Source organism: Faecalibacterium prausnitzii, assembly GCF_019967995.1.
GTDB lineage: Bacteria > Bacillota > Clostridia > Oscillospirales > Ruminococcaceae > Faecalibacterium > Faecalibacterium prausnitzii_E.
The window spans coordinates 1139537-1165130 of sequence record NZ_CP065377.1 but is presented as its reverse complement, the minus strand read 5'-3'; the positions used below and the strand labels follow the sequence as shown (position 1 = coordinate 1165130).

The 25594-nt window shown below is 61.2% G+C and carries 19 protein-coding genes; 9 read left to right on the top strand and 10 right to left on the bottom strand.

Annotated elements, in window-relative coordinates; genetic code table 11:
• Window positions 1–172: 172 nt before the first annotated feature.
• Window positions 173–700, top strand: a complete 528-nt coding sequence (locus I5P96_RS05710) for a nitroreductase family protein (protein ID WP_223383542.1) — start codon at window positions 173–175, stop codon at window positions 698–700.
• Between the two features lie 53 nt (window positions 701–753).
• Here I5P96_RS05710 and I5P96_RS05705 read toward each other — a convergent pair whose 3' ends face one another.
• The gene (locus I5P96_RS05705; RefSeq protein WP_223383541.1) at window positions 754–1800 is read right to left on the bottom strand and encodes a GDSL-type esterase/lipase family protein; all 1047 of its coding nucleotides are present in this window, start codon (window positions 1798–1800) and stop codon (window positions 754–756) included.
• Between the two features lie 350 nt (window positions 1801–2150).
• On the opposite strand from I5P96_RS05705, the gene I5P96_RS05700 reads away from it, so the two are divergent.
• Both I5P96_RS05700 and I5P96_RS05695 read left to right on the top strand, forming a co-directional pair.
• Window positions 2151–3374 carry a 6-phosphofructokinase gene (locus tag I5P96_RS05700; protein ID WP_118552542.1) on the top strand — a complete coding sequence of 408 codons (1224 nt, stop codon included), beginning with the start codon at window positions 2151–2153 and terminating at the stop codon, window positions 3372–3374.
• A 91-nt stretch (window positions 3375–3465) separates the two neighbouring features.
• On the top strand, window positions 3466–4692 hold the full coding sequence (locus I5P96_RS05695) for a 6-phosphofructokinase (protein ID WP_118552543.1): 1227 nt from the start codon (window positions 3466–3468) through the stop codon (window positions 4690–4692).
• Window positions 4693–4779: 87 nt separating this feature from the next.
• On the opposite strand, the gene I5P96_RS05690 is transcribed toward I5P96_RS05695, so the two are convergent.
• The 5 genes from I5P96_RS05690 to I5P96_RS05670 form a co-directional block, all read right to left on the bottom strand.
• Window positions 4780–6099 carry a 2-hydroxyacyl-CoA dehydratase gene (locus I5P96_RS05690; RefSeq protein WP_223383540.1) on the bottom strand — a complete coding sequence of 440 codons (1320 nt, stop codon included), beginning with the start codon at window positions 6097–6099 and terminating at the stop codon, window positions 4780–4782.
• A gap of 85 nt (window positions 6100–6184) precedes the next feature.
• On the bottom strand, window positions 6185–9112 hold the full coding sequence (locus tag I5P96_RS05685; RefSeq protein WP_223383539.1) for an acyl-CoA dehydratase activase: 2928 nt from the start codon (window positions 9110–9112) through the stop codon (window positions 6185–6187).
• A gap of 410 nt (window positions 9113–9522) precedes the next feature.
• Window positions 9523–10320 carry a sensor histidine kinase gene (locus I5P96_RS05680; RefSeq protein WP_223383538.1) on the bottom strand — a complete coding sequence of 266 codons (798 nt, stop codon included), beginning with the start codon at window positions 10318–10320 and terminating at the stop codon, window positions 9523–9525.
• Window positions 10321–10335: 15 nt separating this feature from the next.
• On the bottom strand, window positions 10336–11088 hold the full coding sequence (locus tag I5P96_RS05675) for a response regulator (RefSeq protein ID WP_223383537.1): 753 nt from the start codon (window positions 11086–11088) through the stop codon (window positions 10336–10338).
• The gene (locus I5P96_RS05670; protein ID WP_097793362.1) at window positions 11078–11380 is read right to left on the bottom strand and encodes a hypothetical protein; all 303 of its coding nucleotides are present in this window, start codon (window positions 11378–11380) and stop codon (window positions 11078–11080) included. Before I5P96_RS05670 ends, I5P96_RS05675 begins: the two co-directional genes overlap by 11 nt.
• Before the next feature lie 378 nt (window positions 11381–11758).
• On the opposite strand from I5P96_RS05670, the gene I5P96_RS05665 reads away from it, so the two are divergent.
• A complete protein-coding gene (locus tag I5P96_RS05665; protein ID WP_223383536.1) occupies window positions 11759–14953 on the top strand; it encodes an ABC transporter ATP-binding protein/permease in 3195 nt (1064 codons plus the stop codon).
• 63 nt (window positions 14954–15016) lie between these two features.
• Here I5P96_RS05665 and I5P96_RS05660 read toward each other — a convergent pair whose 3' ends face one another.
• From I5P96_RS05660 to I5P96_RS05650, 3 genes are all read right to left on the bottom strand, one after another.
• Window positions 15017–15544, bottom strand: a complete 528-nt coding sequence (locus tag I5P96_RS05660) for an HD domain-containing protein (protein ID WP_223383535.1) — start codon at window positions 15542–15544, stop codon at window positions 15017–15019.
• A 33-nt stretch (window positions 15545–15577) separates the two neighbouring features.
• Complete coding sequence (locus tag I5P96_RS05655) at window positions 15578–16012, bottom strand: hypothetical protein (protein ID WP_223383534.1); 435 nt, start codon at window positions 16010–16012, stop codon at window positions 15578–15580.
• Between the two features lie 124 nt (window positions 16013–16136).
• The gene (locus I5P96_RS05650; protein WP_223383533.1) at window positions 16137–16922 is read right to left on the bottom strand and encodes an alpha/beta hydrolase; all 786 of its coding nucleotides are present in this window, start codon (window positions 16920–16922) and stop codon (window positions 16137–16139) included.
• Between the two features lie 213 nt (window positions 16923–17135).
• Between I5P96_RS05650 and htpG the strand changes: the two genes are divergently transcribed.
• The 5 genes from htpG (at window position 17136) to I5P96_RS05625 (ending at window position 24226) form a co-directional block, all read left to right on the top strand.
• On the top strand, window positions 17136–19064 hold the full coding sequence (htpG, locus tag I5P96_RS05645; RefSeq protein WP_118552552.1) for a molecular chaperone HtpG: 1929 nt from the start codon (window positions 17136–17138) through the stop codon (window positions 19062–19064).
• Between the two features lie 99 nt (window positions 19065–19163).
• Window positions 19164–20285, top strand: coding sequence for a 5-bromo-4-chloroindolyl phosphate hydrolysis family protein (locus tag I5P96_RS05640; RefSeq protein WP_223383532.1), 1122 nt, complete (start codon window positions 19164–19166; stop codon window positions 20283–20285).
• Between the two features lie 299 nt (window positions 20286–20584).
• Window positions 20585–21871 (top strand): galactokinase, encoded by a 1287-nt coding sequence (locus tag I5P96_RS05635; RefSeq protein ID WP_223383531.1) that lies wholly within the window; start codon window positions 20585–20587, stop codon window positions 21869–21871.
• A complete protein-coding gene (gene galT, locus I5P96_RS05630) occupies window positions 21868–23367 on the top strand; it encodes a UDP-glucose--hexose-1-phosphate uridylyltransferase (RefSeq protein ID WP_223383530.1) in 1500 nt (499 codons plus the stop codon). Before I5P96_RS05635 ends, galT begins: the two co-directional genes overlap by 4 nt.
• A 91-nt stretch (window positions 23368–23458) precedes the next feature.
• Window positions 23459–24226, top strand: a complete 768-nt coding sequence (locus I5P96_RS05625) for a copper homeostasis protein CutC (RefSeq protein WP_223383529.1) — start codon at window positions 23459–23461, stop codon at window positions 24224–24226.
• A gap of 53 nt (window positions 24227–24279) precedes the next feature.
• On the opposite strand, the gene I5P96_RS05620 is transcribed toward I5P96_RS05625, so the two are convergent.
• On the bottom strand, window positions 24280–25500 hold the full coding sequence (locus I5P96_RS05620) for a peptidase U32 family protein (protein WP_223383528.1): 1221 nt from the start codon (window positions 25498–25500) through the stop codon (window positions 24280–24282).
• Window positions 25501–25594 lie beyond the last annotated feature (94 nt).

Here is a 25594-nt window from a genome sequence, read left to right as displayed (position 1 = left end):
CCTTTTTCGAAAACAGCTCAACGGCACCGCAAGCCCCACGGCCTGCGGTGCCGTTTTTTGTGTTTGTCTGCCTTTCTATTTGCAAACCGGCTCCATTCTCTGTATAATAAAGAAAACTCCATCTCACTGCGGCGCTGTGCCGCGTGAAAGACACAAACAAGGAGGTTTTGTTATGAACGACATCATTCAGGCCATGGAGACCCGCCGGAGCATCCGGCAGTTCAAGCCCGCCATGCCCCGCAAAGAGGAGCTTCAGCAGATCATCGAGGCCGGTCTTTACGCCGCCAACGGCAGAGGCCGACAGGGCGCGATCATTCTGGCCGTGACCAACAGGGAGCTGCGCGACAGGCTCTCCGCCCTGAACCGCGAGATCGGCGGCTTCCCGGAAGGCAAAGACCCCTTCTACGGTGCCCCGGCGGTCCTCATCGTGCTGGCAGACAAGAGCTGCCCCACCGGCATCTACGACGGCAGCCTCGTCATGGGCAACCTGATGCTGGCCGCACACGCACTGGGTCTGGGCAGTATCTGGATCCACCGCGCCAAGGAGGAGTTCGAACGCCCGGAGTACAAGCAGCTGCTCAAAGACCTCGGCGTCGAGGGCGAGTGGGAAGGCATCGGCCACTGCGTCGTCGGTTATATCGACGGCGAAGCCCCGCAGCCCGCACCCCGCCGGGACGGCCGGGTGTTCTGGGCCGAATAAGCAGGCGCAAAAAAGGAACGGCATACCAGACGGTGTGCCGTTCCTTTTTGTGCTTAATTTGCCGCGTAGGCGCTGCCCGGCGTCCAGGCATTGGCAGCCGAATACTTCGCGTGGTTGCGCAGATAGGTGACCCAGGCACCGTAGCCGTTGCCCGCCGAGAAATGGATGCCGTCCGGAGCGGCCAGCACCTCTTTCAGGTTGCCCTCGCCGTCGGCGAAGGTCTCCCACAGGTCGAGGTAAACGCAGCCCTTGTCCGCTGCCAGCAGGGCCAGCTGCTCATTGACCGAGCGGATGACGTCCGACGCAAGGCCGGGCTTTTCCGCCGCAGCGGCCGGGCGCACCGGCGGGATGGACTGGACGTAGATGACGCAGTCATTGCCCAGCGTCTGCCGCAGCAGGTCCAGCATCTGGCCATAGTAGGCCAGGAAACGGTCTGCCGCGCCCAGCGTGGTCAGGGTGTTGGTGCCCAGCAGAAGATAGAGCTTTTTCGGGTGGGCAGCAGCCAGCACATCCAGCGCGACCTCCTCGCCGCGGGTGGAGCTCTTGACGGCGCTGCGGTTCACGATGGCGTCCGGGCCGACGCCCGTGTAGCCGCAGATGAGCGCACCGCCCAGGTTGATGTTGTAATCGGAAAAGCCCACGGTCAGGCTGTCACCGAGGAAGGCTGCATCCGCAAAATAGCTCAGGTCCACCTGCCCGCAGCTGGGCTGGCGGATGGTGCTGCTGTCCTGCGCCTTGACCGTGTAGCCGCCCGCCGTCTGCCGGGCCGGGCCGAAGGTCTCCAACGTCACGGCAGCGGCTCCGGTATCCGCCGTGCTGCCCGCACTGCCGGAGTCCGCTGCGGTCTCCCCGCTCTCCCCCGCTGTGCTGTCGGCCGCTGCGCCCTGCATGGGCAGCGGAGCCAGAATGTTCTCGGCCATGCCGCTGGAAGTCGCGGTCTGCGGCTGCTCGCTCTCCTTCGAACCGTTTTCCAGAATGGCCGTCACCGCCAGCGAGAGCAGCAGAATGGCTGCAATGACCCCTGCCAGCCGCAGCCCGGTCCCTGCACGGCTGCGCCTGGCGCGGCCATGCGCCGAATGATATTCGTGTGAAATTCCCATCGTCGTTCCCCTTGCCTTTTTTATATTTACGGGTAGTATCCCTCAAAAATTGCATCACATTCCGGGATCGCACCGTTTTTTGTGCCATATGACCATTATTGTATCATAATTTTTTTGCCTGTGCAACCAATCAGGTCTTGCATACAACAGGCAAATGGTTTACAATAGAAGAGTAGCAGGAATTGTGCCGTTTTCATTGAAGTGCTTGCACATCCTGCATTCTTTTTGTACGACTTGCGGCGAATGGCTGCGCTTGTTCCGGGAGCAGTGCAGGGCACCCGGAACAGTTTCCGAACGCAGCCGTCCGTTTTGCGGGACGTAACAGTTTTTTGGATAAGAAGGAGGTTCTCATGGCGAAAAACGTCATCATTGGCCAGAGCGGCGGCCCCACAGCCGTCATCAATTCCAGTCTGGCAGGCGTCTACAAAGCCGCGATCAGTCTGGGAGCTGAGAAGGTCTACGGGATGCAGTACGGCATCGAAGGCCTGCTCAAGGAAGAGATGCTGGAGCTGAACGTTCTGCTGAACGACCGCATGAGCATCGAGCTGCTCAAGCGCACCCCGTCCAGCTATCTGGGCAGCTGCCGCTACAAGCTGCCTGACCCGGATGTGGACGCCGCCCCGTTCGTTAAACTCTTCACCCTGTTTGACAAGTACGACATCTGTGCGCTGTTCTACATTGGTGGCAACGACTCGATGGATACCATCGCCAAGCTCAGCCGCTATGGCGCGCGGGTGGGCAGCCCGGTGCGGTTCATCGGTGTGCCCAAGACCATCGACAACGACCTGTGCCTGACCGACCACACCCCCGGCTACGGCTCGGCAGCCAAGTACATTGCCACCATCCTGAAGGAAGTCATCCGGGACTCTTCCGTCTACAACATCCGCAGCGTGACCGTGGCCGAGATCATGGGCCGCCACGCAGGCTGGCTGGCCGGTGCGGCCTGCCTGGCCGGCGGTGATGACTGCGAAGGCCCGGACCTCATCCTGCTGCCGGAAGTTCCCTTTGATGCGGACCGCTTCCTGGCCAGGGTGGACGAGCTGCAAAAGAGCAAGCCCAATGTCATCATCGCAGCCAGCGAGGGCGTGAAGACCGCCGACGGCACCTATCTGTGCGATCTGGTCTCCACCGCCGGGCAGCTGGATGCCTTTGGCCACAAGGCCATTCTCAGCGGCACCAGCCGCTATCTGTCCGACCTCATCCACGACCGGCTGAACTGCAAGAGCCGCGCCATCGAGTTCTCGACTCTGCAGCGCTGTGCCAGCCATCTGGCCAGCCGCACCGATGTGAACGAGGCCTACGCCGTGGGCGGTGCGGCCGCTGCGGCTGCTTTTGCGGGCGAGACCGGCAAGATGATCTCGCTCAAGCGCATCTCCAACTATCCCTATCAGTGCATCACCGAGGCCGTGGATGTCCAGAAGGTGGCGAACCTTGAGAAGAAGGTCCCGCTGGATTGGATCACCCCGGACGGGATGCAGGTCACGGCGGCATTTGAAGAATATGCCCGCCCGCTGATCCTGGACGAGGTGACGCCTGTTTACGTCAACGGCACCCCGCGTCACATCCGCCTGTAAGTTTTTCCCCCCGCATCCTCTTTCCCGCAGTCTGTTTTCGTGCTCCTGCACGATAATATAAAGCCGAAACAGAAGAAAAGGAGAAATCATCATGGGTAAAAATGCAATCGTTGGCCAGTCTGGCGGCCCCACCTCTGTCATCAATGCAAGTCTGGCAGGTGTTTTTGAGAGCTGCAAGAACCGCGGCGCACAGGTCGTTTACGGCATGTGCAACGGTGTCGCCGGTCTGCTGGAGGAAAACGTTGTAGACCTGTCTCAGTACCTGACCGACGACCTCGACATCGAGCTGCTCAAGCGCACGCCGTCCAGCTTCCTGGGCAGCTGCCGTTACAAACTGCCCGACTGGCACGACGACGAGGCGGTCTACAAGAAGCTGTTCGCCATTCTGGAGAAGCTGGACATCGGCTACTTCTTCTACATTGGCGGCAACGACTCCATGGACACCATCGGCAAGCTGGCCGACTACGGCAACCGTGTGCAGAGCAGCATCCGCTTCATGGGTGTGCCCAAGACCATCGACAACGATCTGATGGTCACCGACCACACCCCCGGCTACGGCTCCGCTGCCAAGTACATCGGCGTCGTGATGAAGGAGATCATCCGGGATGCCACCGTCTACGGCACCAAGTACGTCACCGTCGTCGAGATCATGGGCCGCAACGCCGGCTGGCTGACCGCCGCCGCTGCTCTGGCCAAGAGCGACGACTGCGAGGGCGTGGACATGATCTGCCTGCCCGAAGTGCCCTTCCATGTGGACCACTTCGTGGAGAAGGTCCGTACCATGCAGGAGAAGAAGCCCAGCATCGTCATCGCCGTCTCCGAAGGCGTCAAGCTGGAGGATGGCCGCTATGTCTGCGAGCTGGCCGACGATGTGCATGCAGTCGATGCCTTCGGCCACAAGGCCCTGACCGGCACCGCCCGCTATCTGGCAAATGTCGTGGCCCGGAATCTGGACACCAAGACCCGCAGCATCGAGCTTTCCACCCTGCAGCGCTGCGCCGGCCACCTGACCAGCCGCACCGACATCACCGAGGCCTATCAGGTCGGCGGTGCTGCCGCCAAGGCTGCCTTTGAGGGCGTCACCGGCCAGATGGTTGCCCTGAAGCGCATCTCCAACAACCCCTATCAGTGCACCACCGAGCTGCACCCCATCAGTGAGGTCGCAAACCTCGAAAAGAAGGTGCCGCTGAGCTGGATGAACGCCAACCACACCCAGATGACCGAGGAGTTCCTGGATTATGCCCGTCCCCTCATCCAGGCCGAGCTGACCCCGCTGTACATTGCAGGTCTGCCCCACCACATCTACCTGAAGAAGTGATTTCTCTTCTGTTTCCCGGCGCATAAGCAAGGCCCCGTGCGGACACATTGGTCTGCACGGGGCCTTTTTGTCTGTTCGTTTGCCGGGTCACACCGTGGTCTCGACGCGCGGCGCACCGCCCGCGATCTCCTCGGCGGTCAGGGGCCGGGCCGGGGCGGCGGGGGCGTTCAGGTGCTCCTTGGCAACGGCCAGCATCAGCTTGATGCGGTTTTCCTGATTGACCCTGGTGGCGCTGGGGTCGTAGTCGATGGGGGTGATGTTGGCAGCGGGATACAGCGCACGGATCTTGTTCACCATGCCCTTGCCCACGATGTGGTTGGGCAGGCAGCCGAACGGCTGGGCACAGACGATGTTGCCGTAGCCGCCCTGCACCAGCTCGATCATCTCGGCGGTCAGCAGCCAGCCCTCGCCCATCTTGGCACCCAGCGAAATGATGCCGTGGGGCTTTTCCACCAGTTCCTTGAAGGGGCCGGGCGCATAGAACCCGGCATCGGCGGTCGCCTTGAGCATGGCGCGCTCGACGCTGTCCAGCCAGTTGAGCAGCTGGTCGGTGCCGACCTTGACGGCCAGCTTGCCGCCGTAGAGGACATGGTCCTCGCCCATGTTGAAAATGCAGTACTGCACAAAGCCCATCAGGCCGGGGAAGTTGACCTCGCAATCCTGGCTTTCCAGGAACTTTTGCAGGTCGTTGTTGCCCAGCGGGCTGTATTTGACGTAGATCTCACCGACGACGCCGACCTTGACCTTCGGCACACGGGTAACGGGGATGGCGGCAAACTCTTTTGCGATGAGCGGGAAGGTATGCTTCATCTCTTTGGAGGTATAGCCCTTGCCCGCCAGCAGGACGCGGCCCAGCCGCTCGACCCAGAGGTCCACCATCCTGTCGGCGCTCCCCTTCACATTCTCGTAGGGGGCCACCTGATTGCGCAGGGCGCAGAGCAGGTCGCCGTAGAAGATGCAGGCGATGGCCCGGCGCGCCAGCGGCAGGGTCATCTGGAAGCCGCTGTCCTTCTCCAGACCGGAGAAGTTCAGGCTGGCAACCGGGATCTGCGGGTAGCCCGCCTTGACCAGCGCCTTGCGGAGCAGGTGGATGTAATTGGACGCACGGCAGCCGCCGCCGGTCTGGGTGATGAGCAGGGCGGTGTGTTCCAGATCATACTTGCCGCTGTTCAGGGCGTCCAGAAACTGGCCGATGACCAGCAGCGCCGGATAGCAGGTGTCGTTGTGGACGTATTTCAGACCCAGCTGAGCTACGGCGCTGCCGCAGTTGCCGAGGATCTCGCACTTGTAACCATCGAACCGCAGCGCGTATTCCAGCAGCCGGAACTGGGTGATGGCCATGTTGGGGATGAGGATGGTGTGGGTCTTCTTCATCTCCGGGGTGAATTTGGGATAGTTGTATTCCATAGGTTCCTCCTATGTATCATTGTAACGTTGCCTTAGGGAACTCGGCGCTGTCCTGTATCTATGCCGCGCCTGAGAGGTCAGGGTTTTATTTCCGGTCCTCGTCCCGCTCATCCAGCGCCGCGAACAGGCTGCGCAGGCGGATGTTCACTGCGCCCAGGTTGGTGATCTCGTCGATCTTCAGCTGGGTGTAGAGCTTGCCGCCCTCCTGCAGGATCTCGCGGGTCTCGTCGGTGGTGATGGCATCGACGCCGCAGCCGAAGGAGACGAGCTGCACCAGATCCATATCTTTCTGGGTGGTGCAGTACTTGGCCGCTGCATACAGGCGGCTGTGATAGGTCCACTGGTTCAGGACCCTGGTGGGGAACTTTTCCACCCGGTCCGAAATGCTGTCCTCGGTGATGACGGCAGCGCCGTGGCGGGTGATGAGGTGGTCGATGCCGTGGTTGACCTCCGGGTCCACATGGTAGGGGCGGCCGGCCAGCACGATGATGCGCCTGCCCTGTCGGCGGGCCTCGTCGATGATCTCGCTGCCCTTGACCCGGATCTGGGCCATGTGGGCCTCGTGCTCGGCATAAGCGGCGTCTGCTGCGGCCTGCACTTCCTTCTCGGAGATGCCGCCGAAGTAGCGCGGGAGGACCTCTTTGGCCATCTTGCGGACGAAGTCCTTCGGGCGATGGATGCCCACGTAATCGTAGATGAACTTCTTGCCTTCCAGCTCCGGGCAGTTGCCGGCCAGAACTTCCGGATAGTACGCGACCACCGGGCAGTTGTAGTGGTTATCGCCCAGCCCCTCGTCGAAGTTGTAGGTCAGGCAGGGGTAGAAGATGGCGTCCAGCTGCATCTGGCTCAGAGCCTTGATGTGGCCGTGGCTGAGCTTGGCCGGGAAGCAGGCCGTATCGCTGGGGATGGTGGCCTGACCGGCCAGATACAGCCCGCGGCTGGACACCGGGCTGGTGTGAACGGCAAAGCCGAGCCTGGTCCAGAAGGTGTGCCAGAACGGCAGCATCTCGTACATGTTCAGGCAGAGCGGGATGCCGATGGAGCCGCGCTTACCGGGCACCGGCTTGTAGCCTGCCAGAAGCTGCTGCTTGTAGGCATAGAGGTTCAGGCTGTTGTCCTCGCTCTTGCCGGTCACGGGTTTATCGCAGCGGTTGCCGGAGATGAACTTGCGGCCATCGGCGAAGGTATTCACGGTGAGCTGGCAGTGGTTGCCGCAGCCGCCGCACTTGACGCTGACGACCTTCTGGTCGAAGCTCTGCAGCTCCTCCAGCGTCATCATAGAGGAAGTCTCTCTGTGGTTCCTGGCGCTCTGGCGCAGGCCGAACAGCGCCGCACCGTAAGCGCCCATCAGACCCGCGATGTCGGGGCGGATGACCTCGACGCCCATCTCCTTCTCGAAGGCGCGGAGCACGGCCTCGTTGTAGAAGGTACCGCCCTGCACGACGATCTTGCGGCCCAGCTCTTCGGGGCTGGATGCGCGGATGACCTTGTACAGCGCATTCTTGACGACGCTGATGGACAAACCTGCCGAGATGTTCTGGATGGATGCGCCGTCCTTCTGGGCCTGCTTCACCGAGCTGTTCATGAAGACGGTGCAGCGGCTGCCCAGGTCCACCGGGCGGTCGGCAAACAGGCCCAGCGCGGCGAACTCCTTGACATCATAACCCAGCGCCTGCGCGAAGGTCTGCAAAAAGCTGCCGCAGCCGGAGGAACAGGCTTCGTTCAGGAAGATGTTGCTGATGGCGCCATCCTCGATCTTGAAGCACTTCATATCCTGTCCGCCGATGTCGATGATGAAGTCCACATCGGGCATAAAATATTTGGCGGCGGTGAAGTGCGCCACCGTCTCCACCAGACCGTAATCGCAGCGGAAGGCATTCTTGACCAGCTCTTCGCCGTAGCCGGTGGTGGTCACGCTGGCCACGTGCAGGCCGGGGTGCTCCTGATAGATCTTAATGAGCTGCTCTTTGATGAGGGGCAGCGGGTTGCCGAGGTTCGGCTGATAGTTGGTGTACAAGATCTGGCTCTTTTCGTCCACGACCACCAGCTTGACGGTGGTGGAGCCGGAGTCGATGCCGATGTGCACGGGGCCGCACTGTGCGCTGAAGGGCACATGCGGCACACTGTGAGACATGTGGCGGGCATGGAAGGCCTCATACTCCTCCTTGTTGGCGAAGAGCGGAGGCTCGCTGGCGTAGGTCGCCGTAGCGGCGTACTCATCCAGCGCCCCGGCCACCGCGGAAAGGTTGAACTCTTTGTCTGCATAGAGCGCCGCACCCAGTGCCACATACAGCAGGCTGTTCTCCGGGCAGGTGCCGGTAACGCCCAGCGCCTCGTCGAAGCTCTTGCGCAGCACGGTGCTGAAGGTCAGCGGGCCGCCGAGGTAGAGGATGTTGCCCTGGATGGGGCGGCCCTGTGCCAGACCAGCAATGGTCTGGTTGACGACCGCCTTGTAGATGCTGGCGGCGATGTCCTCGGTGCGGGCACCCTGATTGATGAGGGGCTGCACATCGCTCTTGGCGAACACGCCGCAGCGGGAAGCGATGGTGTAGGTGCGCTCAGCCTTTTCGGCGGCTTTGTTCATCTCGTCAGCGCTCATCTTCAGCAGGGTGGCCATCTGGTCGATGAACGCACCGGTGCCGCCGGCGCAGCTGCCGTTCATGCGGACTTCGGTGCCGTTGGTCAGGAACAGGATCTTCGCGTCCTCACCGCCCAGCTCGATGACGCAGTCCGTTGCGGGAACGAACCGCTTGACCGCCACACGGGTGGAGAACACCTCCTGCACGAAGGGCACACCGCAGCTGTCTGCCAGGCCCATGCCCGCCGAGCCGGAAATGCTCAGCAGCGCCTTCTGACCGTGCAGCTGCTCGGCGTCGATCCGGCGCAGCAGCTCCTGCGCCTTTTCCAGGATATGGCTGTAATGACGTTCATATGTCGAATATACAATCGAATCATGTTCATCCAGCACCACGCACTTGATGGTGGTACTGCCGATGTCAAGACCTACTCTCACGTTTTTCTTTCCTCCTGAAGGAACTTCCTGCCAGTTTTCGGGCAGGGCCGCTCTGCCGTCCTCTGCCCGAAAAGTAGTTCGTTAGCGAATCATCTGCAGGACTCGCATACAGTTGTATTATACTCAAAACCGCGAAAACAATCAATTGGTGTTTTCCATTTTACACGCAAAAAATAGTATTTTCCGCTCAGAAAGTTAAACATTTTGTTAATTTCACGGAACTTTCGGCCGTATTTTTCCATAAAACAGCTAAGATTCTTTACTGAGAGTGGATTTCAGCAGACAAAACGCGCTGCGCATCGGTGGGCAATTCATCCCGCCCGATGCGCAGCGCGTTCGTGATCACATTGCAAGATATTCTTCTACCGCCTTGTCCAGCAGCCGCCCTAGGACGGCTTTGGAATCTGCGGTCAATTCCCTGCGTGCCTGCGGGTGAGCAGATACAGCTCGCGGCGGAGCTGATGCTGCAGCGCGGTGGTGCTGTGTTCGTCCGGGTGGGACGGCTGCGAGCGGAACTCGACCGTCGTTTCGATGGGGAACGGCCGGGTGGGCAGCGGCAGTGTCAGCTCTGCCCGGACGCCCTGCGGTGTGCGGGGCAGCAGGGCAAGCCCCCAGCCCAGCTGGCGGCAATACCGGCGGCAGAGCAGCAGCCCCGCCTGCGCACCGCCCAGAAAGCGGCGGCGGTTTTCGAGCCAGCTCTCCCCTTCCGGCAGGCCGCAGCCATCGTCCTCGATGGTCAGGCGGATGTCCTGCCCGGTCTGCCGCAGGCACACCTGGATGTTCCCGCCGGGTGCGGCAGCACGCAGGGCGTTCGAAAGCAGGTGAAAGCAGATCTGTTCGGCCATTTCTCGGTCGCCCCAGACAAGGCACTGCTCCAGCCCGCCGCAGTCTACGGTGAGCTTCGTGCTGCTCTGGGCGTCGATCTCGCCGCGCAGCCCTTCCAGCTGCGCCAGCAGGCGGCACAGGTCCACCGGCCGCTTCTGCACCGGTTCCTCCGGAGCCGAAAGCTCCATCAACTCCCGGAACGTCCGTTCCAGCCGGGCTGCTTCCTGCTCCATGTCCTCCAGCGCCTGGGTCGCGCGGGCATCCTTCAGCGGCTGTAAGTGCATCTGTAAATATTCCCGGTTCTGTTCCAGCAGGCGCAGTGAGTGCAGAAACGCTGTTTCCAACTGTTTTTGCGGAAATCCCGCTTCGTCCTGCCTGCACATATCCACCGTTCCTCCTTACCGCTGTTCCCGCACGATGATGCCGCGCCGCAGCACGGTCTGCTGCAGCGAGTAGACCAGCCTGCCGGTGGTGACTTTGAGCCCGGTCAGGCCGTTTTCCGCCTTGAAGTGCTCCCATTCCACCGGGTGCCGTGTCTCCAGCCCTTCGACCAGACGGCGCAGGCCGCTGTCCACAGCGGCCACCGTGATGTGATATTGTTCCGCGACGCCCTGCAAAATTTCTTTGCAAAGCGCCAGTTTTCCATCGGCTGAACAGGCGATCTGTACCGCCAGCGTGAGGTATTCGCAATTGGTGTCCGGCTGCGGGAGCTTCCACAGCTCGTACAGGTGGGTGCAGAACCGTTCGATCTGCATCGAGTTCCGGCCGGGGACGCCCAGCAGCCCCCGCAGAAGATCCCGCAGATGGTCGTGCCCGACGCCGTAAAAACGGCTGCCCGGCTGCAGGTGGGCGGCGGTGATGTCGTCGGCCCAGCCGTCGCCCTGCAACAGGAGCGGCGGGTGGCTGGGCAGGCGGTTGAGCTTTTCGAGGAAGGTCAGGCTGTCCATATCCTCCAGCTGGCTGCTCAGCACCAGCACATCAAAGCACCGCTCCTGCCGCAGCGCCTGCAGGACAGGCTCCCCGCTCTGGAAGCAGGTGCATCGGATGATGGTGCTCTGCTCTTCCAGATAAAACTTCCGGATGCGGAGTTCCCGGTCGTCGTAGCTCATCAGAGCGACGCGCAGGTTCTCCGCATCCCGCTCACCGGGCACCTGCGGCACCTCCGTTCTGCTCTGCTTCCAGCACCGGGAGCCAGTCTGCGATCACATCGCCCCAGATCTCTGGCTGCACGGCATTTTCACACAGATATTGCAGCAGCCGGTAGCCTGCCTCCGGATGCAGCGGAACAAACTCGCTGACCTGCTGTTCCCGCTCGCCCTTCCGGTCCAGCGTCAGGTGGCAGCCGCCTTCTGACGCATCCAGCGCGTAGACCAGCGTATACGCGGCCTGATAGCCCTTGATCGACGAGAACTGCCGGATCAGCGGGGCATACGTTCGTTCCATAAAAGACTCCTCCTTGCTGCTGTGGTTGCCATAATCTTCCGGTCTATGGCTTTTCATTCCTATTTTATAGAGCAGCACAGAGAGATGCAATCCCCTAAAAAGCGTCAAAATGTGTCGTTTTGGTGTTTGCTCTGCCCGGTTCGCCTCGCGTTTTTCGCCAGAGAAAAGCCGATGGAAACTGCTTTTCTTTGTCAAGGATACCACCTTTTCCGCCCAAAAGCAAGGGACAGTAATTGTCTCTTATCTTCCAGAACTTCCCCTGTCGGGAGCCGTCGGGATGCCACGATTTGTTCACATTTTTCTGATAAAATAAAGTGATATTTTTGTTCCGGCGGCTTTGGCACTCCCCTCAGCCGTGTTTGCAGAAAGGCAGAATCCATGCTTCAACTCAAAAAGATCCACAAGCAGTACAAGACCGGCGACCTGGTCCAGACAGCCCTTGACAAGGTCAGCCTGAGCCTCCGCGACTGCGAGTTCGTCGCCATCCTTGGCCCCAGCGGCTCCGGCAAGACCACCCTGCTGAACATCATCGGCGGTCTGGACCGGTATGACAGCGGCGACCTCATCATCAACGGCATCTCCACCAAAAAGTACACCGACCGCGACTGGGACTCCTACCGCAACCACACCATCGGCTTCGTGTTCCAGAGCTACAACCTCATCCCCCACCAGACCGTGCTGGCCAACGTGGAGCTGGCACTGACCATCTCCGGCGTATCGGGTGCCGAGCGCCGCCGCCGGGCCACCGAGGCACTGCAGAAAGTGGGTCTGGGCAACCAGCTGCACAAGCACCCCACCGAGATGTCCGGCGGCCAGATGCAGCGGGTGGCCATCGCCCGCGCCCTCGTCAACGACCCGGACATCCTGCTGGCCGACGAGCCCACCGGCGCACTGGACAGCGAGACCAGCATCCAGGTCATGGAGCTGCTGAAGGAAGTGGCCAAAGACCGCCTCGTCGTCATGGTCACCCACAACCCGGAGCTGGCCCACCAGTACGCCACCCGCATCGTCCAGCTGAAGGACGGCGTCATCCGCTCCGACACCGACCCCTTCGAGCCGGACGCCGCCCAGCTTGCCCCGCCAGTACACAAGAGCATGGGCCGCTCGTCCATGTCTCCCCTCACCTCGCTGAGCCTGAGCTTCAACAATCTGCTGACCAAAAAGGCCCGCACCCTGCTCACGGCCTTTGCCGGTTCCATCGGCATCATCGGCATCGCGCTCATCATCTCCCTGTCGGCAGGCGTCAACCAGTATATCGACGATACCGAACGCTCCACCCTGTCCGAATATCCGCTGCAAATTCTCAGCAGCGGCATGGACCTGACCTCGATGCTCACCTCCGGCTCGCCGGCGTCCGCTTCCAGCACGACCGCCGAGGAAGGGATGGTCCCGGTGCGGCAGCTCATCACCCAGATGGTAGCAGGCATCACCTCCAACGACCTGAAGTCCCTCAAGACCTATCTCGAAAGTGACGACTGCACCATTGCCGAGGACGCCACCTCCATCGAGTATTCTTATAATGTGCAGCCCCAGATCTACCGGGAAGACGCCGATGGCTCCATCCGTCAGGTGAACCCGGATTCTTCCCTCTCCAGCCTGGGCATCAGCTCCACAAGCTCCACCAACAGCATGATGTCCTCCATGATGAACACCAGCGTGTTCTATCAGCTGCCCGAAAGCGATGAGCTCTACAACTCCCAGTATGAAGTTAAGGCGGGCCGCTGGCCGGAGAAGTACAATGAATGCGTTGCCGTGCTGGGTGCCGACGGCACCATCACCGACTATGCGCTGTACGCCCTCGGCCTGCGGGACAGCGCCGAGCTGGACAAGATGATCCAGCAGTTCGCCCAGAACCAGAACGTCGATGTCCCCACCGACTTCAAGACCTACCGGTACAGCGATTTCATCGGCATCCAGTTCAAACTGGTCAACGCGGCCGACCGCTATCTGCGCGACGACGACCACAACGCCTGGGTGGACAAGTCCGACGACAAGGACTTCATGAAGAACCTTGTCGCATCCAGCGAGACCCTGACCGTGGTGGGCGTCGTGCAGCCCAAAGAGGATGCCTCTGCTTCCATGCTGTCCTCCGGCATCGCCTACCCGGCCGCCCTCACCCAGCACGTCATCGCCGCCGCAGCCGACTCTCAGATGGTCAAAGACCAGCTGGCCTCCCCTGCCATCAATGTGATGAACGGCGAACCCTTCGGCACCGAAGACGCTTCCGCCTTTGATATGAGCAGCCTGTTCCGCATCGACACCGACATGCTCAAGAGCGCCTTCCAATTCGACACCAGCAAGCTGAATTTCGACCTCAGCGGCGCATTCGATTTGGACAACGGTTCGGTCGATCTCGGCTCGCTGCTCGACCCCGACGATTTCCAGCTGGATCTGGATCTGACCGAAACGCCTGACCTGGACATGAGCACCCTGACCGACCTCTTTGCCAACATGGACCTTTCCGTCTCCGAAGACAAGATGCAGGAGCTGGCCCAGAAGGTTCTGGTCGGCTACAAGGACTATGTCATCGGGAACGGCATCCTGAACCTGAACAAGATCAGCTTCTCTCAGTACCTCAAGAGCGATGCCTTCAAGACCCTGATGAACGACGCCATGGGCGAACTGTTCGACCAGGACGCCCTGCAGGCCCAGTTCTCGGAGGCCATGCAGACGGCGATGTCCACCCTCATGGAAAGCTACTCGTCCCAGATCTCCGAGACGCTGCAGGCTCAGCTGGGCAGCGCGATGCAGACGGCCATGACCAAGCTGATGACCCAGATGAGCCAGAACATCCAGAGCCAGATGCAGCAGAGCTTCTCCCAGCTGGGCAGCCAGATGGAGAGCGCGCTGAAGATCGACGCCACAGCCTTCCAGAAGGCCATCCAGTTCAACATGAGCGAGGACGACCTGACCGACCTGATGAAGTCGGCCATGCTCTCCTCCACCGCCACCTACGACAGCAACCTGCAGACGCTGGGCTATGCCGACCTCGACGCCCCCAGCCAGATCAAGATCTATCCGCAGGACTTTGACCACAAGGCGTCCGTCGTGGCCAAGCTCGACGCCTACAACGACAACATGCGGTCCCAGGGCGCGGACGACAAGGTCATCCAGTACACCGACGTCGTCGGCACCCTGATGACCTCCGTGACCGAGATCATCAACATGATCTCCAACATGCTGGTCGCCTTCGTCTCCATCTCGCTGGTGGTCTCGTCCATCATGATCGGCGTCATCACCTATATCAGCGTGCTTGAACGCCGCAAGGAGATCGGCATCCTGCGTGCCATCGGCGCGTCCAAGCGGAACATCTCCGAGGTGTTCAACGCCGAGACCTTCATCATCGGCCTGTGCTCCGGCGTGATGGGCGTCGTGCTGAGCGAGATCCTGCTCATCCCTGGCAATATGCTCATCCAGAAGATCTCCAACGGCACCAATGTGGTCGCCCGCCTGCCGCTGAACGCAGCCCTTGTGCTGATCGTTCTGGCCACCGTGCTGACCATCCTCGGCGGCTTCATCCCCGCCAAGGGCGCTTCCCGTTCCGACCCCGTCAAGGCCCTGCGGTCGGAATAAGTCACAAAACAACAAAAAAATCCTTCCGGCAATTGCCGGAAGGATTTTTTTGTTGTTTTGTGATTACCACTCGGTGTCGCCGGCCCCATCCGCACCCACAGTGGTGGCGACTTTGGCGCGGCGGAACATGCTCTCCACCACAGCGCAGTACTTATCGGCCAGGCAGACGATGATGGCTTCGCGGCAGGTGGGTACATGCCGGAAGGTCAGCGGCCACATGTGGCTTTGGATGATGTCCTGCTCCTTCTTCGTGATGTGAAAGTAATGCTCCGCATTCACGCAGGCCGAGCCGGGGTGCGAAAAGCCGTGCATCTCAAACAGGCGGCGGATACCATGGAAGCTGCTCGTCTTGTGCCAGTCGTACAGGTAGAAATCGTGCAGAAAGCCGCCCACCGCCAGCGCGGTCTCGTCGGCACCCAGATGGAAGCGGCGGTTGAGCCAGAAGCTGACCAGCACCACATTTTTGCAGTGCTGATAGGTGGTCACGTCGCCATGCTGGATGAACTCCCGCATCTCCTGCACTTTGGGATGGTGGTCGTACTGTTCCAGAATGGCGTAAAGCTGCTCACGTTCAGTCTGAGAAAGCTGCATTGCTTGGGGTCCCTTTCCTCTTAAAAAACAACATCAGGAGCGGAGCTGGACGGGGTTGGAATTGCCGAAGTTCTCGGCGCTGCTGGGGTTCTCGCGCTTCAGGCTCATGTCCACCAGATACTGCCGGCTGCCGTCGCCCATGGCGTCCAGCTCCGCGAGCTTGGCCTTGGCGGACTCCACATCCGGATACCACTGGATGAGGAAGAAGTTCTCTGCCTCGACGCCGTAATAGATCCACTGGCCGTCTGCCCGGAGCAGGTCGTCCAGATGGTCCACCTCTTCGCCGTCCGGCAGGCCGAGGCCCTCCTCGGCATAAAGGCTCTCCGGCTCCACCTGGAGCACCTCGATCACCTGAATGGCGCTCTGAAGATATTCATCCTGCGAGATGCTCTTGTCGGAGAGCTCCCAGCCCGTCAGGAATGCCTGCATCATCAGGTTCTTGACAGAAATTTCCGGCCGCATTGCCATAAATGTTCCCTCTTCCTTCCGGGCGGTGTGCCCGGCGTTTGTTTTCGCTGACCAGTATACGCTAAAATTTGTTGCAGGTCAACTATTTTTTCATGAATTTTTTGTAGAACTATACAAATCCAGTTTATTCCAGATGGAAGTCGAAGGTGTCGTTCAGCCATTCCACCGCCAGCTGCACCCAATGGGCGCGGTGGGCGCTGGCGGCATCCACCTCTGCGGTGGAGATGCTGGTGCCGTGGACCCCCTTCTCGAACAGATGCGCCTCACAGGGGACATGGTTCTTCCGCAGCGCTGCAAGGAGGAGCAGGGTGTTTTCCACCGGGACGGTGGCGTCCTCCATCGTGTGCCAGACGAAGACCGGCGGTGTATCCGGCGTGATCTTCTCTTCCAGCCCGAATCTCTGGTGCTCCGCCCGGTCTTCGCTGCCCGAAAGCTGCACAAAACTGCCCCGGTGGGCATACTCCCCCGCCGTGATGACCGGATAGGCCAGCAGCACGGCATCCGGCTTCCGGCTGCGGTCTGCCGCCTCGCCGGGGCAGTCGAGCACCGCACCGGACAGCGCCAGGTGCCCGCCCGCCGAAAAGCCGCAAACGGCGATCCGGTCCGGCAGGATGCCCCAGCGTTCTGCGTTCTGTCGCAGCAGCCCGATGGCCGCGCGGAGCTGGCGCAGCGGCTGGTGATTCCGTGCCCCCTCGCCCACACTGTAGGTCAGCACAGCAGTGTGATACCCTGCCGCTGCAAACTGCAGCGCCACCGGGTCGGCCTCGCGGGCACTGACGTGTTCGTACCCGCCGCCGGGCACCACCAGCACCAGCGGACGGCGCAGCGCGTTCGGCATGGCCGGAGCCGGGCTGCGCAGATAAAGTTCCAGCTTCCCTCCACCGGGAAGCGCACACATTTCAAACTGCATCGAAGTCATTCCTTTCCGACTTTGTCGGGACTATTATAATGGGTTTGGAGCCGGAATGCAAAGAGAACCGCAAACATTTCTGAACTTTTTATGAAACCCCTTGATTTTTGATGCGAAGCGGTGTATATTAGCACTCGAAAGTTATGAGTGCTAAGCCGTCATCCCAAACTCCGGCTCTCTGGCACCGAATCTGAACAAAAGAGGTTTTGTATTATGGCGAAGAAAGAATTTCAGGCGGAAAGCAAAAAGCTGATGGACATGATGATCAACTCCATCTACACCAACAAGGAGATCTTCCTGCGCGAGCTGATCTCCAACGCTTCGGACGCCATCGACAAGCTGTATTATAAGAGCCTGACCGACACCTCCGTCGGCATGAACAAAGGCGATTTCCGCATCCTGCTCACCCGCGACAAGGACAGCCGTACCCTGACCGTCTCCGATAACGGCATCGGCATGACCAGGGAAGAGCTGGAGTCCAACCTCGGCACCATCGCCCACTCCGGCTCGCTCGACTTCAAGAAAGAGAACAAGGACGAGAACATCGACATCATCGGCCAGTTCGGCGTCGGTTTCTACTCGGCCTTCATGGTGGCCGACAAGGTCACTGTCATCTCCAAAGCTTACGGCGCAGACCAGGCCTGGCAGTGGGAATCCAGCGGTGCGGACGGCTACGAGATGAACCCGGCCGAAAAGGACACCGTGGGCACCGACATCATCCTGCACATCAAGCCCAGCACCGATACCGACAACTACGAGAATTTCCTCGATGAATATGGCATCGCGGCCATCGTCAAGAAGTACAGCGACTATGTGCGCTACCCTATCCAGATGGAGCGCGAGAAGAGCCGCCAGAAGCCCGAACCGGACCCCAAGCCCGATGACTACAAGCCGGAGTGGGAGACCTACACCGAGCTGGAGACCCTGAACAGCATGGTGCCCATCTGGAAGAAGCAGAAGAGCGAAGTCTCCGACGAAGAGTACGCCGCCTTCTACAAGGATAAGTTCAACGACTACACCGACCCCGCCCGCGTCATCGTCAGCCGCACCGAGGGCACTGCGAACTACAACGCCCTGCTCTTTGTGCCCAGCCACCGCCCCTACGACTTCTACACCAAGGACTACGAAAAGGGTCTGGCACTCTACGCTTCCGGTGTGCTCATCATGGAAAAGTGCGGCGACCTGCTGCCCGATTACTTCAGCTTCGTCAAGGGCATCGTGGACAGCCAGGACCTGAGCCTGAACATCAGCCGTGAGATGCTGCAAAAGGACAACCAGCTCAAGCTGATCCACAACGCACTGGAAAAGAAGATCAAGAACGAGCTCCACGCCATGCTGACCAACGACCGCGAGAAGTATGAGGCTTTCTGGAAGGAGTTCGGCCGCCAGATCAAGTTCGGTGCCTACTCCGATTACGGAATGCACGGCGAGCTGCTGCGCGACCTGCTGCTGTTCTGGTCTGCCAAGGAGCAGAAGATGGTCACTTTGCAGGAGTATGTGGACAAGATGCCCGCTGAGCAGAAGTTCATCTACTTTGCAGCCGGTGACTCCACCGACCGTCTGGCCAAGCTCCCTGCCGCTGAGCTGGTGCTGGATAAGGGCTACGACGTGCTGCTGCTGACCGAGGATGTGGATGAATTCTGCCTGCAGATCCTGCGCACCTATCCCCGCAAGGATGCCGAGGGCAAGGACGGCACCGTTGAGTTCAAGAACGTCAACAGCGGCGACCTGGGCCTTGAGACCGAGGACGAGAAGAAGGCCGCCGAGGATGCCACCGCCGAGAACAAGCCCCTGTTCGATGCCATGAAGGATGCGCTGGACGGCAAGGTCAAGGAGGTCAAGGTCTCCACCCGCCTGAAGGATCACCCGGTCTGCCTCTCCGCAGACGGCCCGCTCTCCATCGAGATGGAGAAGGTCCTCTCCAAGCAGCCCGGCAGCGAGGGCGTCAAGAGCGACAAGGTGCTGGAGCTGAACATCCATCACCCCGTCTTCGCCGTGCTCAAGGCCGCACAGGAGGCCGGCGACACCGAGAAGCTCAAGAAATACAGCGACCTGCTCTATGCACAGGCACAGCTCATCGAGGGCCTGCCTGTGGATGACCCCGCCGCGTATGCCGAAGCTGTTTGCAGCCTGATGAAATAAGGCGTTTACTCCCAGATAAATTATCCCTTAACAAAAGAGCCGTGTTCCGCTATAATAAGGTGGAACACGGTTCTTTTCATTTTAGGAGGAATTTGCCCCATGGAGCCAAAACGCAGCAACCATTTCCTTGCCCATCTCCCCACCATCCTTCTGCTGGTGCTGTTCGCCATGTCGCCGTGGCTGGGCATCCTGTTCTTCATCCTGCGCGCCATCGACCGGGATGCCGAGAAAAAGGAGCAGACCAACGCCGACCCCGCCCGCGACAGCCACGCAGAGGACGCCCGCACCGCACAGAGCGCCGCCTCCGGCCAGCGCAGCGAGACGGTCTCCGACCAGGATGTCCCCACTGCGGAGCAGAAGAGCGCCAAGCAGTGGCACAAGACCCTCATCACCCTGTGCACCATCTTCGGTGCCATCTTCCTGCTGGTGGGCATCGGCGACCTGGCCGATGTCATGGAGGAGCTCTTCTGGGACCATGAGATCGACTGGGGTGAGCTGCTGACGGCGCTGGCCCAGACCATCGGCGGCGGCGCAGCCCTCTTCACCGGCCTGCGGATGGACCGCGCCCGCAAGCTGGAACGCAAGCTCGACAAGATCGTCGGCGACCGGGACAACATCGCGCTGGGCGAGTTGTTCGCGGCGGTCGGCATCGACGCAGTTCGTGGCCGCGCTGCGGTGGAACACGCCATCGACCACGGCTATTTCGGGGCCGATGCCTACATCGACTACCGCACCGACACCCTTGTCGTGCGCGGGGCCGCACCCCAGCCGCCCAAGGCCCCGCAGCCGGAGCCGGAAGCGGAACCGGAAGACCTGTACGCCTCCCTTCAGCAGCAGCTGCGCCGCGCCAACGATGCCATCCCCGACCCGGTGATGACGGCCAAGATCTCCCGGCTGGAAGAGCTCAGCGCCCGCATCTTTGCTCTGGCCAAGAAAGACCCGGATAAAAAGGCCCAGCTGCAAAAGTTCATGGATTACTACCTGCCCACGGCCCTCAAACTGCTGAACACCTACGCCCAGCTCTCGGCGCAGGATGTGCAGGGCGAGAACATCACCGACGCCAGACAGAGCATCGAGCGCTCGATGGACCTGCTCATCACGGCCTTCGAAAACCAGCTGGACAAGCTGTTCCAGTCCGACGCGCTGGACGTCTCCGCCGATGTGGCTGCACTGGAAGGGATGCTGAATCTCGACGGCCTCACCGGCCCGGACTTTCACTGACCCGCTGGCAAAATCCAATCCTCCATATCGGAACTCTGGCCCTGATTGACCCGCAGCCGACCGTTCTTTGTGGGTTGTGGCCAATGCTTTTCCGGTTTGGAGGATTTTTTCAGCTCTGTTGCAGGAATTTCTGCACAAATTTCGTGCCGGATTTTCTGGCAACTTTGCATCCAGATGCAACAATAACGCATGGTCTTTTGGGCACAGATTCTTTATTATAGAAGTATCGAAAGAATCCCACGGCCCGCCGCATGGGCTGTGACGAAGTTTGCACGATTTGTTCAGAGGAGGAACTCGCCATGATGAAATCCGTTTCTGTCTGGAAGCAGGAGCTGGCAGGCGGCGCCCACACCGAGCGTCTGGCCTCGCTGTACTGCTGCGCCCCCGAACAGACCCCCGCACAGGCAGCCCGCTATGCTGCTGTGCTGGACGGGCTGGAAAAAACGTTTGGTGCCCACACCGAGGCCGGGCTGTACAGTGCCCCCGGCCGCACCGAGATCGGCGGCAACCACACCGACCACCAGCACGGCCGTGTGCTGGCCGGCAGCGTCAACATTGATATGATCGCAGCCGCCGCCCCCAACCGCCTGAACCAGCTGCGCGTCCAGAGCGAGGGCTATGACCTGTGCGTCATCGACCTGGCCGACCTGACGGCCCGCAAGGAGGAGGAAAACACCAGCGCCGCCATCCTGCGCGGCGAGTGCAAGGCCTTCCAGGAGCGCGGGGCCAGCCTCTCCGGTCTGGATGTTTACATCTCCTCCAACGTGCCCAAGGGCAGCGGCGTCTCGTCCTCTGCTGCCTTCGAGGTGCTAATCGGCGTCATCCTGAACGACTGCTTCATGACCGAAAAGGTCTCCCCCATCGCCATTGCCCAGATCGGCCAGTGGGCAGAGAACGTCTACTTCGGCAAGCCCTGCGGCCTGATGGACCAGATGGCTTCCAGCGTCGGCAACATCATCACCATCGACTTTGCCGACCCGGCCCACCCCGTGGTCGAGCCTGTACAGGTCGATTTCTCCAAGGCCGGCCTCGCGCTCTGCATCCTGGATTCCGGTGCAGACCACGCCGACCTGACCGACGAGTATGCCGCCATCCCGGCCGACTGCCGCGCCGTGGCAGCGGTCTGCGGCGGCGAAGTTTTGCGTGATGTGCCGTTCGAGACCTTCCTTGCCAACCTGCCGGAGTGCCGCAGACAGTGCGGCGACCGCGCCGTCCTGCGCGCTTTCCACGTCTACGCCGACAACGACCGGGTCGCAAAGCAGGTGGACGCCCTCCGCGCGGACGACTTCGAGACCTTCCTTGCGCTGGTCACTGAGTCCGGTCTGAGCAGCTGGGAGTACCTGCAGAACGTCATCCCCGCCGGGTATAAGGAGCATCAGGAGGTGGCCGTGACCATCGCTGCCGCTAAGCACTTCCTGCATGGCGAGGGCGCAGTCCGCGTCCACGGCGGCGGCTTCGCAGGCACCGTGCAGGCCTTTGTGCCGCTGACCCGGCTCGATTCCTTCAAGGCTGAGATGGAGGCCATCCTTGGCAAGGGCCGCTGCCACATCCTCTCCATCCGCCCGGAAGGAGGCGCTGTCCTGTGATCTCCACTGCCATTCAGCAGCTCGTCAACTATGGTCTGGACACCGGCCTCATCCTGCCGGACGATGCAATCTACATCCGCAACCAGCTGCTCATGACCATGCAGCTGGACAGCTTCACCGAGCCGGAGGGCGAAGTCTGCTACAAAGACCTCGAATCCATCCTGAAAACGCTGGTGGACGATGCTGTATCGCGCGGTGTGTGCGCGGACAACTCCACCGCCCGCGACCTCTTTGACACCAAACTCATGGGCGTCCTGACCCCGCGCCCCTCCATCGTCCGCGCCAACTTTGAGGAGCGGTACGAGGAGGAAGGCCCCCAGGCTGCCACCGACTGGTTCTACAAGTTCAGCCAGGACACCGACTATATCCGCCGCTACCGCATCAAGCGGGACCTGAAGTGGGTCACCAAAACGCCTTACGGCGATCTGGACATCACCATCAACCTCTCCAAGCCCGAAAAAGACCCCAAGGCCATCGCCGCCGCCAAGCTGGCCCCCCAGAGCGCCTACCCCAAGTGCCAGCTCTGCGTGGAGAATGAGGGCTATGCGGGCCGGATGAACCACCCCGCCCGCGAGAATCACCGCATCATCCCGCTGACCATCAACGACAGCGCGTGGAATCTGCAATACAGCCCCTACGTCTACTACAACGAGCACTGCATCGTGTTCAACAGCCAGCACACCCCCATGAAGATCGAGCGGGCCACCTTCCGCAAGCTGCTGGATTTCGTGGCGCTGTTCCCGCACTACTTCGTGGGCAGCAACGCCGACCTGCCCATCGTGGGCGGCTCCATCCTGAGCCACGACCACTTCCAGGGTGGCCACTACGAGTTCGCCATGGCCAAGGCTCCCATCGAGAAGAGCTGGACCTTCCCCGGCTACGAGGATGTCGAAGCCGGCATCGTCCACTGGCCCATGAGCTGCATCCGCCTGACCTGCGAGGACGACGCCCGTCTGGTGGACCTGGCCGACAAGATCCTGACCGCATGGCGCGGCTACACCGACGAAGCCTGCTTCGTCTACGCTGAGACCGACGGTGAGCCGCACAACACCATTACCCCCATCGCCCGGATGCGGGACGGCAGATTCCAGCTGGACCTCGTGCTCCGCAACAACATCACCACGCCGGAACACCCGCTGGGCGTCTACCACCCCCACGCCAAGCTCCACCACATCAAAAAGGAGAACATCGGCCTCATCGAGGTCATGGGTCTGGCCGTGCTGCCCAGCCGCCTGAAGCAGGAGCTGTTCGACCTGGCCGACCTGCTGACCGCGCATGTGCCCACGGCCGACTACCCCGAAGCCCTGCAAAAACACGCTGCCTGGGCCGAGGAGATCCTCGCCCGGCACCCGGAGCTGAATGCTGATACGGTCCACCTCATCCTGCAGGACGAGGTCGGCCATGTCTTCGCTGAGGTCCTGACCGATGCCGGTGTCTACAAGCTGGACGAAGCAGGCCGTGCAGGCTTCGTACGCTTCCTCGAATCCGTAAAGTGACCTGTTGTTCCTGAACAAGACCCGTCAGCAGTTTCTGTTGACGGGTCTTGTTGATGGACCGTTCCGGCCGCTGTATCAAAGGAGGTTTTTCATGCCCTATACATTAGAAGTTTGTGTTGACAGCACCGCCAGTGCACTGGCGGCAAAGAACGGCGGCGCAGACCGCTTAGAACTTTGCGCCGACCTCATCGTGGGCGGCACCACCCCCAGCCTTGCGCTGGTGCGGCAGGTCAAGGAGACCACCGGCCTGCCCGTCCGCGCCCTGCTCCGCCCCCGCTTCGGTGATTTCTGCTACGACCGCTGGGAGCTGACCCAGATGAAAGAATCTGCCGCCGCCCTCGTCGCCGCCGGGGCAGACGGCATCGTCACCGGTGTGCTGACCCCGGACGGTGCGCTGGATGCAGAGGCCCTGCGCCCCATCTACGAGGCCGCCCGTGAAGCCGCCGCCAAAGCGGGCCGCCCCGTTGCACTCACCATCCACCGCGCCTTTGACGTCTGCCGCGACCCCTTCGCGGCGCTGGACACGGCCTGTGCTCTGGGGCTTTCCACCATCCTGACCAGCGGCCAGGCCGCCAGCGCCCCCGCCGGGGCCCCCCTGCTCCGGCAGCTTGTGGACTGCGCCGCCGGGCGCATCGAGATTTTGGTGGGCGCAGGCGTCTCCCCGGCCAACCTCCCTGCACTGGCCAAACAGACCGGTGCGCACAGCTTCCACCTTTCCGGCAAGCAGGTGCTGGACAGCCGGATGACCTTCCGCCGGGAAGGCGTTCCTATGGGCCTGCCCGGCTTCTCCGAGTTCGAGCTGTGGCAGACGAGCGAAGATACCATCCGGAAGGCGCGCAGCGTTCTGGATACGCTCTGACGAAAAAAATCCCGCCAAATGGCGGGATTTTTTTGCTGTATGGAACGGAGATCTCAGACCTTGCGCCGCAGCAGGCTCATGGGGGGCAGTTCCGGGGTGGGGATGGTGTATTTTTCCATCGCATGGGGGGTGGACTCCACCTTCTCCCCTGCCTCGTTCCGGATCCACTCCGGGTGCAGCGGGATGCTGCGGCCGTCCGGGCAGAGCACTTCCAGCGTGTCGCCCAGGCTCCACTTGCCCCGCTGCTGGCAGCTGGCGATGCCGTTCTCCCAGCTGTCCACAGTGCCCACGAACTCCCACTCGCGGATGTAGGTGGCGCTGTCGGTGGCCTGCTTGGCCTGCTCGCGGCCAAAGTAGAAGCCCGGCGAATAGTGGCGGTGGCTGGTGCGGGTCAGCTCAGCCAGCACCTCGTCCGGCAGCTCAAAGTTGTCGTTCATCGGGTCGGCCAGATACTGGTCCAATGCGCGGCGGTAGGCGGCCGTCACGCTGGCGACGTAGTAGAACGTCTTGGCGCGGCCCTCGATCTTCAGGCTGTCCACGCCCGCCTTGCAGATGAGGTCCAGGAACGGTGCCGTGCACATGTCGTTGGCGTTCAGGATATAGCTCCCGTCCTCGTTCTCGCCGATCTCATACAGCTGGCCGGGGCGGGTCTCCTCGCTCAGGTAGTATTTCCAGCGGCAGGGCTGGGCGCACTGGCCCCGGTTGGAGTCGCGGCCCGTCAGATAGTTGGACAGCAGGCACCGGCCCGACACGCTCATGCACATGGCACCGTGGACAAAGGCCTCGATCTCCAGTTCCGGCGGGGTCTTATCCCGGATGGTGGCAATGTCCTGCAAGGTCAGCTCACGGGCCAGCACCACCCGCTTGGCGCCCAGGTTGTAGGCCGCACGGGCAGCGGCCCAGTTGGTGATGCCGGTCTGGGTGGACATGTGGACATCAATATCCGGCGCGAACTGCTTGCAGGCTTCCAGCACACCCAGGTCTGCCACGATGAAAGCATCCACGCCCGCTGCGGCCGCGCTCCGGATGGCGTCCGGCAGACGGTCGGCCTCTTCGTTGGTGGGCAGGGTGTTCATGGTCAAATAGACCTTGCGGCCGCGGGCATGGGCGTAGATGACGCCCTCGGTCAGCTGTTCCGGCGTGAAGTTGGCCGGGGCTGAGCGCATCCCAAATTCGGGCAGGCTGCAATAGACGGCATCTGCACCGTAGTTGATGGCGTAGCGCAGGCGCTCCAAATCGCCCGCAGGGGACAGAAGTTCCGGGATCTGTAACATAATCATTCTCCTAAACGAGCTTACCCTCTCCCAAAGGGAGAGCCCCTGGCAAACCGGTCAACCGTTGCATTTTCTGTCCGGCCCAAGGGCTTCG